Source organism: Thalassospira lucentensis (assembly GCF_032921865.1).
Classification (GTDB): Bacteria; Pseudomonadota; Alphaproteobacteria; order Rhodospirillales; family Thalassospiraceae; genus Thalassospira; species Thalassospira lucentensis_A.
Map to the genome: position 1 here is coordinate 3,857,373 of NZ_CP136684.1, position 13,178 is coordinate 3,870,550.

General features: G+C 52.1%; 12 protein-coding genes. 7 read left to right on the forward strand and 5 right to left on the reverse strand.

Features of this window, described 5'->3' with window-relative positions; all coding sequences use genetic code 11:
* Window positions 1–240: 240 nt before the first annotated feature.
* Window positions 241–1,461 (forward strand): threonine ammonia-lyase, encoded by a 1,221-nt coding sequence (locus tag R1T41_RS18660; RefSeq protein ID WP_317338504.1) that lies wholly within the window; start codon window positions 241–243, stop codon window positions 1,459–1,461.
* 45 nt (window positions 1,462–1,506) lie between these two features.
* On the opposite strand, the gene R1T41_RS18665 is transcribed toward R1T41_RS18660, so the two are convergent.
* A complete protein-coding gene (locus R1T41_RS18665) occupies window positions 1,507–1,989 on the reverse strand; it encodes a flavin reductase family protein (RefSeq protein ID WP_062948729.1) in 483 nt (160 codons plus the stop codon).
* A 251-nt stretch (window positions 1,990–2,240) separates the two neighbouring features.
* Here R1T41_RS18665 and motA point away from each other — a divergent pair, with 251 nt between their 5' ends.
* From motA to R1T41_RS18685, 4 genes are all read left to right on the forward strand, one after another.
* Window positions 2,241–3,095 (forward strand): flagellar motor stator protein MotA, encoded by an 855-nt coding sequence (gene motA / locus R1T41_RS18670; RefSeq protein ID WP_062948727.1) that lies wholly within the window; start codon window positions 2,241–2,243, stop codon window positions 3,093–3,095.
* A 50-nt stretch (window positions 3,096–3,145) separates the two neighbouring features.
* Entirely contained in the window at window positions 3,146–4,120 is a 975-nt protein-coding gene (locus R1T41_RS18675; protein WP_317338508.1) for a flagellar motor protein MotB, read from the forward strand.
* A gap of 111 nt (window positions 4,121–4,231) precedes the next feature.
* A complete protein-coding gene (locus R1T41_RS18680) occupies window positions 4,232–4,972 on the forward strand; it encodes an arginyltransferase (RefSeq protein ID WP_297208204.1) in 741 nt (246 codons plus the stop codon).
* A 167-nt stretch (window positions 4,973–5,139) separates the two neighbouring features.
* On the forward strand, window positions 5,140–6,234 hold the full coding sequence (locus tag R1T41_RS18685; RefSeq protein WP_062948722.1) for a TRAP transporter substrate-binding protein: 1,095 nt from the start codon (window positions 5,140–5,142) through the stop codon (window positions 6,232–6,234).
* 67 nt (window positions 6,235–6,301) lie between these two features.
* On the opposite strand, the gene R1T41_RS18690 is transcribed toward R1T41_RS18685, so the two are convergent.
* Both R1T41_RS18690 and R1T41_RS18695 read right to left on the reverse strand, forming a co-directional pair.
* On the reverse strand, window positions 6,302–7,675 hold the full coding sequence (locus tag R1T41_RS18690) for a TRAP transporter large permease subunit (protein WP_317338512.1): 1,374 nt from the start codon (window positions 7,673–7,675) through the stop codon (window positions 6,302–6,304).
* Window positions 7,675–8,346 carry a TRAP transporter small permease subunit gene (locus R1T41_RS18695; RefSeq protein ID WP_317338514.1) on the reverse strand — a complete coding sequence of 224 codons (672 nt, stop codon included), beginning with the start codon at window positions 8,344–8,346 and terminating at the stop codon, window positions 7,675–7,677. Before R1T41_RS18695 ends, R1T41_RS18690 begins: the two co-directional genes overlap by 1 nt.
* A gap of 255 nt (window positions 8,347–8,601) precedes the next feature.
* Here R1T41_RS18695 and proC point away from each other — a divergent pair, with 255 nt between their 5' ends.
* Together proC and R1T41_RS18705 are read left to right on the forward strand one after the other, a co-directional pair.
* Window positions 8,602–9,402: a pyrroline-5-carboxylate reductase gene (proC, locus tag R1T41_RS18700; RefSeq protein ID WP_317338517.1), complete on the forward strand. Its 801-nt coding sequence runs from the start codon at window positions 8,602–8,604 to the stop codon at window positions 9,400–9,402.
* Window positions 9,403–9,808: 406 nt separating this feature from the next.
* On the forward strand, window positions 9,809–10,909 hold the full coding sequence (locus R1T41_RS18705) for a TRAP transporter substrate-binding protein (RefSeq protein WP_317338519.1): 1,101 nt from the start codon (window positions 9,809–9,811) through the stop codon (window positions 10,907–10,909).
* A 144-nt stretch (window positions 10,910–11,053) separates the two neighbouring features.
* Here R1T41_RS18705 and R1T41_RS18710 read toward each other — a convergent pair whose 3' ends face one another.
* Window positions 11,054–12,430 carry a TRAP transporter large permease subunit gene (locus tag R1T41_RS18710; RefSeq protein WP_062961500.1) on the reverse strand — a complete coding sequence of 459 codons (1,377 nt, stop codon included), beginning with the start codon at window positions 12,428–12,430 and terminating at the stop codon, window positions 11,054–11,056.
* Window positions 12,430–12,975, reverse strand: a complete 546-nt coding sequence (locus tag R1T41_RS18715; RefSeq protein WP_062948718.1) for a TRAP transporter small permease subunit — start codon at window positions 12,973–12,975, stop codon at window positions 12,430–12,432. The genes R1T41_RS18710 and R1T41_RS18715 overlap by 1 nt, the downstream gene beginning before the upstream one ends.
* Window positions 12,976–13,178 lie beyond the last annotated feature (203 nt).

A 13,178-nucleotide genomic window follows, 5' to 3' on the forward strand; every position in this document is an offset into this window, starting at 1 on the left:
TAACGATCCATAACCCGAAAGAACATGGCTATGTCTGCTTGCCTTGACATCCTCGCATCGCATCCCCGTCCGACGCTTCGTGCCGGTGCGATGGCCATGATTATCGGGATTTCCGCCCTGCGAATGTGATCCCTGTCATCCGCGGATGACAGGCTTGGTTAAACATCCGAATTTTGCCCACACATGATAAAATGCCAGCACGCCATATATAAAAAGGCGACTGGCCGCAGGAGTATGGAAATGACCGTTTCCTATCACGACATCGTACGCGCATCCGGCTTGCTCGAAGGTATCGTCAGCAAAACGCCATTGGTGAAATCGCAAACACTTTCAAGAATTTGCGAGGCGGAAGTTCATCTGAAACTTGAAAATCTGCAATATACGGCCTCCTTCAAGGAACGCGGCGCCTATGTCAAACTTGCCAGCCTGACGCCCGAGGAACGCGCGAAAGGCGTCATTGCCGTATCGGCAGGCAACCATGCCCAGGGTGTTGCCTATAACGCCAAACGCCTTGGCATTCCGGCAACCATTGTCATGCCGAAAAACACGCCCTTTACCAAGGTTCATCACACCCGTTCACATGGGGCGGAAGTTGTCCTTAAAGGCAGTGTTTTCGCCGAAAGCCTTGAAGCTGCATCGAAAATTCAGGAAGAACGCGGCCTGACCTTTGTTCATCCGTTTGATGATCCGCACATTATTGCCGGTCAGGGTACTGTCGGGCTTGAAATCCTTAATGATGGGGCGGATATCGACACCATTATCGTGCCAATCGGCGGCGGCGGTCTTGCGGCCGGTATTGTCACGGCAATCAAGGCCCGACGTCCGGATATCGAGGTGATCGGGGTCGAGACCAAGCTTTATCCTTCGATGTATGAAGGCATCAAGGGCTTGCCGCTTTCGGGTGGTGGTGTGACGATTGCCGAAGGCATTGCCGTCAAGCAGCCCGGCGGCCTGACCCTCGAAATCTGCAAGGAAAAGCTTGATGATGTTCTGCTGGTCGAGGAAAGCTCGATCGAGCGTGCCATTCAGATGCTGATCGAGATCGAGAAAACCGTTGTCGAGGGTGCTGGTGCGGCCCCTCTTGCGGCCCTGCTTGACCATCATGACCGTTTCAAAGGCAAGAAAGTCTGCATGATTGTCAGTGGTGGCAACATCGACACACGCCTTCTCGCACAGGTCCTGATGCGCGGTATGGCGCGTGAAGGCCGCCTTGTGCGCGTGCGCATCGAAATCCCGGATGTGCCGGGCGCACTTGCAACCATCAGCGCGCTGATCGGTGACGCCGAAGCCAACATCATTGAAGTGTATCATCAGCGTCACTTCTATGATGTTCCGGCAAAGCAGACGGATGTTGATATGGTTCTCGAAGTCAGAGACACCGCCCACGCGGAACAGGTGATCGAAAAACTGACGGGTGCCGGATTTGGCAGTCGCCTTCTGGGCAACACATCGCTCGACTAAGAATATCAGGGCCAGCGACTATGTCGTTGGCCCTTGGCCCTTTGATCATTCCCCGAGGGAGTGGTAGCGGCCACCATAATAAAGAAGCGGATCGCCGGTATTCCCCATCGATATATCCTGCACATGCCCGACAATGATGCTGTGGTCCCCGCCATCGTGAATTGCATGTCGCTTGCAGGAAAATGTCGCAAGATTACCGGTCAGCTTTGGCACACCATGACAATCATCTTCAAAAACAAGGTCTTCCCAACGGTCCTGAACCGGTGATGAAAACAGGTCAGACAGATCGCGCTGTTCCCGATTGAGGATATTGATGCAGAAACGGTCACATTCACCTGCAAACAATGAATGTGTGGCTGCGCGCTGATCTACCGAAAACAGGACCAGCGCCGGATCAAGCGACACCGACGCAAACGAATTGATCGTAATGCCTGCTTTTGCGCCATTGTTAGCCCGTGCCGTAACAACTGCAACACCGGTTGCAAATTGCCCCAGACAGTCCCGAAAATCGCGCGATGAAAATGACATATTGAAGAATGCTCTTGCTGATAAAACCTATTAGACATGTCCTGCGTACAGGATCAGGGAAAATGGCGGGAAAAACTTGTGCTGTCAAACCCCACGCGACAGCGTTTTAAACGCTATATTAATAAGATTAAAAGTTAATATGGATCATATAGTTGCAGGTATCGTATCCCAAAATCAGCCAATGCGAATTTCGCCGAGCCGTTTCAGGATGAGTTACTTGTGAAAATTTATGGGGTAGCGGGGAATACATAATGTTTCTGATTATTGGTTACGTTATCGTAATCGGTGCCGTTCTGGGTGGTTATCTTCCGCATGGCGAGTTTGGCGTACTTGTTCAGCCGCTTGAGGTTCTGATCATTTTCGGCGCGGCTTTCGGTACGTTTCTGATTGCCAACCCGCTAAGCATCCTTAAAAAATCCATCGCTTATACGATCCGGGCGCTAAAAGGGCCGAAGAAAAAAGCGGCTTATCTTGAATTGCTGATTTGCCTTTATGCCGTGTTCCGGCTTGCCAAGTCGAAGGGCGACCTTGCCCTTGAGAGCCATGTCGAGAATCCTGAAAGTTCAAGCCTGTTTGGCAACTTTCCGGGCGTCATGCATGACCACCATGCCGTGGAATTCCTATGCGATTATTTGCGCCTGTTAACGCTGGGTACAACCAATGCCTACGAGCTGGAAGCCGTTATTGATCAGGAACTCGAAGTTCATCATGAAGAAGAGCACATGGTTCCTGATGCCATCCAGACGGTAGGTGATGCCCTTCCCGGCCTCGGGATTGTTGCAGCCGTTCTTGGTGTGATCGTGACCATGGGCTCGGTCACCGAGCCCCCGGAAGTTCTGGGCGGCCTGATCGGTGCGGCACTTGTCGGGACCTTCCTTGGGATTCTGGCATCCTATGGTTTCGTTGGCCCGACATCTGCCATCATCAAAAAGACACTTGATCAGGATGCAAAATTCTACAGCTGCATGAAGGCTGCCCTGATTGGTCACATGCAGGGATATGCCCCGCAGGTTTCGGTCGAGTTTGCCCGAAAAACGCTTCCTCATGACATTCGTCCCAGCTTCAAAGAGCTGGACGATGCCTTGCAGAATGCGCCAACGGCCTAATAAGAAAAACAATCTTCAAGCGTTATTGATAACCGGGATCCGTGCAAAGAATGCCTGATATCGTCATAAAGAAAGTCAAAAAAGGCGGACACGGCGGCCATCATGGCGGCTCGTGGAAAGTTGCCTATGCCGATTTTGTGACGGCAATGATGGCGTTCTTTTTGTTGCTTTGGCTGCTTAGCAGCGCGACAGAGGAACAGCTTCAGGGTATTTCGAACTACTTCACCCCGGAAACCATTTCACAAAGCGAGTCCGGTTCTGGCGGGATTCTTGGCGGACAAAGCCTTGCCGAACAGGGGTCTTTGCGCTCTGAAACGGGTGCACCAACGGTAAGCATGGATATCCCGCCGGTAAAAACCCCGGAAGAAATAGCCGAACAACGTCTTGCCGAGCAGGAAGACAAGGAATTCAAGGAAGCCGAAGAACAATTGCGCAAGGCAATTGAAAGCTCGCCCGATTTGCAGGAACTGGCAAAAAATATCCGGATCGAAGAAACCGACGAAGGTCTTCGTATCCAGATTTTGGACGAAGACGGTACTGCAATGTTCCCAAGCGGCAGTGCGGTCATGGCCGAACATACCAAGCTTCTGCTTTCAAAGGTTGTCGAAGCAATCAAAGGCATGCCGCAGGATATTTCGATCGAAGGCCACACGGATGCGGTGCCCTTTACGACAATCACCGGCTATAGCAACTGGGAACTGTCTTCGGATCGTGCATTGGCCACCCGTCGGGAACTTGAAACACAGGGCCTTGCAACGGGGCGCTTCGCCAAGGTCGCGGGCCTTGCGGATACAGACCCGCTGATCCCGGAAACACCGGAAAACGAGCGCAACCGCCGTATCAGCATTACGCTTCTTCGCGGAACCGGTGAACGCCCGGCGCTTGACGATCAGACGTCTGATCCGGGCACATCAGGCGCCCCGTCCCCGGAAAGCGGATCGGATACGGAAAGCCCGACACCTCCGTCAGGGAATGGGTTGCCGACAAATCGCCGTCCGAGCTTCTCGGTGCCGACAAACCGTTAGAAACTTTCTGGCGAATTCGAACAATCGTCGGGTTCGCCCTTTAAACCGTCATGATTTATACCTAATCTCATATTATCAGAAGACCCTCTTGAACCCGGGCAAACGCGATAAATGACCGTCAATCAAAGACGACTGACCCAACATTATTTCATGACGGCTCCGATGCCCTGTCCGTATCTGGCAGGCCGGTTCGAGCGCAAGCTGGTCACAGAATTACGGGGACCGGAAGCGAACAACATTCATGATCTGCTTTCACGGTCGGGGTTCCGTCGCAGTCATTCCATCGCCTATTTGCCGGCCTGCAGCGAATGTGATGCGTGCGTTCCGGTGCGCGTACGTTCGGCCGACTTTTGCAAGACAAAGTCGTTTCGCCGGATTGTCGCAAAAAATAGCGACCTGACCCGCACGATTTTGCCGCCAGCCGCAACACAGGAACAGTTTCAGCTGTTCAGTGAATATCAGGATGCCCGCCACGGCAATGGCGACATGGCAAGAATGGATGCCCGCGACTACCGGGCAATGATCGAAGACAGCACCGTTGATACGTCAATCTTCGAATACAGACGCCCTGACCACAGCCTGATTGCCGTTGCCCTGGTCGACAATCTTTCTGATGGATTATCGGCTGTTTACAGCTTTTTTGATCCGCGCGAACAGCGCCGCGGGCTTGGAACCTTTATCATCCTTGATCTCATAAACGAGTGCCAGATTCTTGAACTGCCACATGTTTATCTGGGATACTGGATCGGCGAATGCCGCAAAATGTCCTACAAGATGCGCTTCCAGCCTCTTGAAGGTTTTCGCGGCGGGAAATGGGTGAAAATCCCTTCGTCGAACGTTTCAGATGACTGACATCTGCCGGTAAAATACCCGGCACGAAACACTTAGACTAAAGTAGTGCCTACCTACTCGATCCCCGGTTGCCACATTCTCCAGACGCATATAAGCTTTGCCCAAAGTCGCATGACGGCTTTGAGTAAAATAAATCATGAGCTTGCATCTTTGGGAGGCTGTAATCTATGAAACGTCGCCAATTTCTCTCCGGCGCCGCGGTAGCTGGTGCGACCGCAGCGGTCGCGTCTACCTTTGCCAAACCGGCTATCGCACAGGAAGTCCGTGAATGGCGTATGGTCACCACCTGGCCAAAAAACTTCCCGGGTCTGGGGACCGGGGCTAACCTTCTGGCTGAATACATCAACAAGGCATCAAACGGCCGCATGAATGTGACCGTTTTTGGCGCGGGCGAAATTGTTCCCGCTTTTGAGGCCATTGATGCCGTTGGCAACGGCACTGTCGAAATGGGCCATGGCGCGCCTTACTACTGGAAAGGTAAAGTTGACGCCACCCAGTATATCGCAGCCATGCCGTTCGGTCTGAACGCTCAGGAACAGAATGCCTGGTTCCAGTGGGGTGGCGGTCAGGAACTTGCTGATAAAGTCTATTCCGAACTGAACTGCAAATTCTTCCCGTCCGGCAATACCGGCACCCAGATGGGCGGCTGGTTCAACAAGGAAATGAATACGATTGACGACTATAAAGGTCTGAAAATGCGTATTCCGGGCCTTGGTGGCGAAGTTGTCAAAGCTGCTGGTGGCAACGTTGTGAACCTTCCGGGTGGCGAAATTCCGCCTGCCCTTCAGTCCGGTGCGATTGACGCGACCGAATGGGTCGGCCCGTATAACGACCTGGCATTTGGTCTCTATAAATCAGCCAAGTTCTACTACTATCCGGGCTGGCATGAACCGGCAACCGTGCTTGACAACTTCATCAACCTGGACGCTTGGAACAGCCTTCCGGATGACCTGAAGGCAATTGTCGAGCAGGCCAACCGTGCCGTGAACCAGATGGTTCTGTCGGAATTCACCGCACGCAACAATCAGGCGCTCCAGACCCTGCGCGACAAGCACAATGTCGATGTTCGCCCGTTCTCGGACGACATTCTGACAAACCTTGGCGCATTGTCGGGCACGGTTCTGCGTGACCTCGTTGCTTCAAACCCGCTGTCGCAGGAAGTCTTTGAAAGCCTGATCGCGTTCCGTACCCAATCGATTGGCTGGTCGAAATTCTCGGAATCGGCTTTCGCCCAAGCACGTATTCTGCCGTTCAAATACTAGGTTTTCAGCGATTGAAAGCATAAAGGGGTCGGCAAATGCCGACCCCTTTTTTCTTTTCCACTTAAAATCAGAACAAAACACCGGGTAGCCAGGTCGCAAGAAACGGAAATGCACCAACAAGGCAAAGCCCGAGAAGCTGAATCAGGACGAACGGGACAATCCCGCGATAGATGTCCCAGGTCTTGATAGCAGCCGGAGCCACCCCACGCAGATAGAACAGGGCAAAACCGAATGGCGGTGTCAGGAAGCTGGTCTGCAGGTTGATGGCAATCATCACGCCAAGCCAGACCGGATCAATATCCATCTTGAGCAGGATCGGCCCAACAATCGGAATCACAACAAACACGATTTCAATGAAATCGAGGAAGAAGCCCATGATAAACATCAGCAGCATGACAACCAGCATGGCGCTGAAAACACCACCCGGAAGGTTATGCAGCAGTTCTTCGACAAGGTGATCCCCGCCAAGGCCACGGAAGACCAGCGAGAATACTGACGCGCCCAGCAGGATTACGAACACCATCGCACTAACCTGCACAGTCTGACGAACGACATAGCGAAGAACATCCCACGACAAGCGCCGATACAAGGCAGCAAGCACCATCGCGCCAATACTGCCGAATGCAGCTGACTCGGTCGGTGTCGCGATTCCTGTCAGAATTGACCCCAGAACAGCCACAATAAGCAGCGCAGGAGGCAACAAGGCGCGCAGAACCTCTCCCCACAAGCCTTCTGGTCGCTTGTCCGTTACCAACGCCGGGGCCGCCTTCGGATCAATGAAGGCCTGAATGATAATCCAGCAGATGTAAAGCCCCACCAGAAGCAGACCCGGAATAAATGCACCGGCAAACAGATCCATCACGGAAATCGGTTCCGGCGCCCAGTTACCCAGAGCACGCTGCGCTTCCGCATAGGCCCCCTGAAGGATATCGCCGAGAAGAACGAGAACAATAGACGGTGGAATGATCTGGCCCAAGGTGCCGGATGCACAGATTATGCCTGTCGACAGCCTGGGATTATATCCGGCCTTTTGCATCGCCGGCAAACTAAGCAAACCCATCGTCACAACAGTCGCACCGACGATCCCGGTCGAGGCCGCCAGCAGCATACCGACGATTACAACCGAAATACCAAGGCCAGCACGCATCGTACCGAACAACATTCCCATGGTTGTCAGAAGCTTTTCCGCAATCCGGGCGCGTTCGAGCATAACCCCCATGAAAATAAACAGCGGGATCGCAACATAAAGTTCGTTGGTCATTACGCCGAAATAACGCGACGGCAACGATCCCAGCAAAGGCATATCAAAAACACCGAGTGCATCGCCCAGCAACGCAAAGGCAAGCCCCGTCCCCGCCAGGGAAAACGCGACCGGAAAACCGAGAAGAAGAACGCCGCAGGCTACTGCGAACATTACAAGGCTAAGAATTTCCCCCGACATCAAACGCCCTCGTGCTCTTCTTCTTTGATTTCAAATTCGCGGTGGCCGGCCAGAACCAGAATGCTTCGCGCTGCCAACGACATCCCCTGAATGAACATCAGGGTGCAGAAAATCAAAATGACTGTTTTGTACAGAAATAACCCAGGTAACCCGCCGGTTTCATGTGATCCTTCCAGTCTGTGCCAGCTGGTCATCACATAAGGATAACTGTAAATCACAACCATTGTGATCACCGGTAGCAGCAGGAAGACAGACCCGAACAAATCAACCCATGCCTTGTAGCGTGGCGACGCCGGGCGATAAAAAACATCTACCCTTACATGCCCTTCGTGAAGAAGCGTATAGCCCGCCCCAATCATGAAAATGATACCGTAAAGCCACATGTAGCTTTCCTGCATTGACACCCAGCCGACGGCAAATCCGTATCGCAACGTCGCCACCAGAAATGTGATGACAACCATCGGAATTACCAACCAGGCAACACCGCGTCCGATCCAGTCATTCAGACCATCGACAAGGCGGACAAATCTCGAAAGAAACCCCACTCTTTCTGCCTCCTGTACATTTTTTGGTATTTTTGTCTGGCAGAAGAATTCTGCCTTTGGACGCCAAGCTTGCAAGCGACCATTGACCGTTGCGACTGTATACAGACAATTCAGGCAGCGTTTCACACCATATTGTTATGCTCACAAATAATTTTATGCTGCTCAAACAGCATAGGATTCATATTTGATGTACATATTTGGTGCTTAAAAGTATGCAATCCCTTATAAAATCATACCAATCAAATCGACTGGCTTTTTCTGAAAATAAATACCTTGTCTGTATAACATTTATGGAACAAAATTTTATCCTATTGATAAATTTTAAAACAAAACGTAGCCAAGTGCCCGGACGGAAATCGATATCGACGAAAGGCATCTATAATGACACGTCTGTTGTTTATCGGCGCTGGCAGGATGGGCAGCGCAATAATCAGTCGCCTGATAACTTCGGGTGACATGAAGCTCGATATTTCAATCTGCGACCCATATTTTTCACGCGGAACGAACCCCGCTCTCGACAAGGTTTCCGCAATTTATCCAACACTGGAAGCAGCCGAAATTGACGGACCATTTGATGTTATCGTTCTGGCGATCAAGCCCCAGCTGTTCGGCAAACTGGCCCATTTGCTGAAGTTGGTAACGACACAACATAGCCTTGTCATATCGGTGATGGCGGGGATTGCCGTTGATGCCATCCGGCACACGCACGATTACAGCGTTGTCCGGACGATGCCGAACATTGGTGCCGCACACGGTCACTCCGCAACAGCATGCTTCGCCGGACCATATGTCACAGAAGCTGGAAGAACACTGGCAACCCGGATCATGGAAAAAATCGGGTCGGTATACTGGGTCAAGGATGAAGAGTTGCTTCATGCGGTCACCGCTGTTTCAGGCAGTGGTCCGGCTTATTTCTTTGCGTTCGTGGAAGCGTTGGCCAACGCCGGGAAAGACCTTGGACTATCACCTGAACTCGCAAAAAACCTTGCAATTGATACGCTTCAGAGCGCATCCGCCTCTCTGCAGCAAATGCGCGATCCATCATTGCTCCGCGATGCCGTTACCAGCCCATCAGGTACAACCGCAGCAGCATTGGCGGCCTTTTCTTCGAATAACGATCTTTCAAATCTCGTCAGTCGCGCGACACGGGCTGCCAACGCCAGATCGATCGAACTGAAATAACCCTGCTTCGCAAAAAGCCTGCCAACTCGGGGGAAACCGTTCATCAATGACGGTTTCCCTTTTTTATTCTTCATTTCATTCTTTCAAAATTCCCAGTGAATTTAACTTTCTGATACTGAAAGGCAGTTTTTTTGACTGAAACAAAGGTAGAATTTCTCAGATATTCATATCTGAAACGTCCATGAATGGATATTCATGCTGACGTCTTACTTTAATTTTGTAGTAGCAATATAATTATCTATTTCAAACACCCCAAACATCATTTTTATCTGACTGAAAAATAGTTATTTGTACTTTATTTCGCATTTGCAGCATGTCGACCTTCTCCGTAGTTTTAGTCCACTGTGTGAAAATCGGAAAAACACAGAATTTTTGGGTACTTACCTAAACAGGGAGACTGCATTTCATGAAAAGACGTCAATTTCTAAGTGGTGCCGCAGTTGCCGGTGCAACGGCGGCCCTTGCATCCGGTTTTGCGAAGCCGGCCATTGCCCAAGGCGCTCGTGAATGGCGCATGGTAACCACGTGGCCGAAAAATTACCCAGGCCTTGGTACCGGTGCTGAATTGCTTGCCGAATACATTACAAAAGCATCCGAAGGTCGCCTTACCGTCAAGGTGTTTGGCGCGGGCGAGATTGTTCCCGCATTTGAGGCCATTGAAGCCGTCGGAACCGGTGCCGTGGAAATGGGCCATGGTGCCCCTTATTACTGGAAGGGCAAACTGCCCGCGACGGAATTTATCGCCTCAATGCCTTTTGGCCTGACCGCTCAGGAACAAAATGCATGGTTTTACTACGCTGGCGGTCAGGAACTTGCCGACAAGGCTTATGCCGAGCTCAACTGCAAATTCTTTGCTTCAGGCAACACCGCAGCGACCATGGGTGGATGGTATAATAAGGAAATCAATAGCATTGAGGATTTCAACGGTCTGAAGATCCGTATTCCGGGCCTGGGTGGTGAAGTTCTCAAAGCAGCCGGAGCGAACGTTGTAAACCTTCCGGGTGGTGAACTCGCCCCTGCCCTGCAGACCGGCTCCATCGATGCCGTTGACTGGGTGGGACCATACAATGATCTCGCTTTTGGTCTTTACAAATCGGCCAAATATTACGTCAATCCCGGCTGGTACGAACCAGCAACCGTGCTTGATAACTTCATCAACCTTGATGCGTGGAATGAACTTCCAGATGATTTGAAGGCGATCGTCGAAGCCGCTAACAAGGCCGTAAACGTAATGGTCATGTCGGAATTCACCGCCCGTAACAATGACGCGCTCAAGACACTTGTCGACAAGCACAATGTGGAACTTCGTCGACTGTCTGACGACACCATTCTGGCACTTGGTAAATTGACAGGCGAAGTTCTGTCTGACGTTGCAAGTCGAGATCCGCTTGCCAAAGAGGTATTTGACAGCCTTGTCAAATTCCGCACCCAGTCCGTTGCCTGGTCGAAAATTGCCGAAGGCGGTTTCATGCAGGCACGTGCGATGGATTACCCGTTCCCGGGTTAATCCAGTCTCGTGGTTTGCCCAAACCTCTGCCGAGAATCAGAAAAGGTCGACAATCCCGTCGACCTTTTTTCTGACTATCAGCACCAGCTTCAATAAAAAAGACGCCTAAAACAGGCGTCTTTTTTCAATTACATGCGCAATTGGCTACTTGAACAACACGTCCGGTAACCAGGTTGCCAGGGCCGGGAATGCGGCCACAAGGCCAAGTCCAAGAACCTGGATCAGGACAAACGGAACAATCCCGCGATAGATGTCCCAGGTCTTGATTGCCGCCGGAGCCACCCCACGCAGATAGAACAGGGCAAACCCGAACGGTGGTGTCAGGAAGCTGGTCTGCAGGTTGATGGCAATCATCACGCCAAGCCAGACGGGATCGATATCCATCTTGAGCAGGATGGGGCCAACGATTGGCACAACCACAAACACGATTTCAATGAAATCGAGGAAGAAGCCCATGACAAACATCAGCAGCATGACAACCAGCATGGCGCTGAAAACACCGCCCGGAAGGTTATGCAGCAGTTCTTCGACAAGGTGATCCCCGCCAAGGCCACGGAAGACCAGCGAGAATACCGAAGCACCCAGCAGGATTACGAACACCATCGCGCTGATCTGGACGGTCTGGCGCGTCACGTGACGCAGAACATCCCATGACAGGCGTTTGTAGAAAGCCGCAAGAATGACGGCACCAACGCCACCAAAGGCCGCAGATTCCGTCGGGGTTGCAATACCGGTCAGGATCGAGCCAAGCACGGCGACAATCAGCAATCCCGGGGGTATCAGCGCACGAAGAACTTCGCCCCAAAGACCTTCCGGACGCTTGTCGGTGACCAGCGGAGGCGCCGATTTCGGATCAATAAACGCCTGAATGATGATCCAGCAGATATAAAGCCCAACCAGAAGCATGCCGGGAATGAATGCACCGGCAAACAGGTCGATAACCGAAACCGGCTCCGGCGCCCAATTGCCCAGCGAACGTTGTGCTTCGGCGTAAGCGCCTTGCAGGATATCACCGAGCAAAACCAGTACGATCGACGGCGGTATGATCTGCCCCAATGTACCGGATGCACAGATTACCCCGGTCGAAAGACGCGGGCTGTAACCGGCCTTTTGCATCGCCGGAAGGCTGAGAAGCCCCATCGTCACAACAGTCGCACCGACAATCCCGGTTGACGCCGCCAGCAGCATCCCCACCAGCACGACCGAAATGCCAAGCCCCGCCCGCATGGTGCCAAACAGAAGCCCCATGGTCGTCAGCAGCTTTTCGGCAATCCGGGCACGTTCAAGCATGACGCCCATGAAAACGAAAAGCGGGATCGCAACATAAAGCTCGTTGGTCATCACCCCGAAATAGCGCGACGGCAAAGAGCCCAGAAGCGGCATGTCAAACACGCCCATCGAGTTGCCGATCAGCGCAAAGGCAAGCCCCGTCCCCGCCAGGGAAAATGCGACCGGAAAACCGAGAAGAAGAACGCCGCAGGCTACTGCGAACATTACAAGGCTAAGAATTTCCCCCGACATCAAACGCCCTCGTGCTCTTCTTCTTTGATTTCAAATTCTTTATGTCCGGCCAGCACGAGAATGCTGCGCGCAGCAAGGGACAATCCCTGCAAAGCAATCAGGACGCAGAAAACGAGAATAACCGATTTATAAAGGAACAGCCCCGGCAGGCCGCCGGTTTCGTGCGATCCTTCAAGGCGATGCCAGCTGGTCATCACATAGGGGTAACTATAGATATACACCATGATGATCACCGGCAGCAGCAGCAGCAGGGAACCGAAAAGGTCAACCCAGGCCTTATAGCGTGCCGAAGCCGGCCGATAGAACACATCAACCCGGACATGGCCACCATGCAGCAATGTATAACCGGCTCCCACCATGAAGACGATGCCGTGCAGCCACATATAGCTTTCCTGCATCGAAACCCAGCCAATGGAAAACCCGTAACGCAATGTCGCGACCAGAAATGTGATCACCACCATCGGGATTATCAGCCAGGCCACGCCACGTCCGATCCAGTCATTCAGACCGTCGATAAAACGGACGAAACTCCCTAGAAAATTCACGTTTTCACTCCCACGCCCTTTTGGAAATCACAGGGATTTTGCAGGCTCCCTGCCAATCAGGTTGCGAAGTTACATATTTACGCCCCAAAACGCTATATATTTTGCCTGTTTGAGCGCCATTCCGGAATATGGAATAAAAACAAGCCACTTTTTCTGAGAACATGGCCAAACATGTGCCCGAAAACGAAAAAGGGATAAGGCCA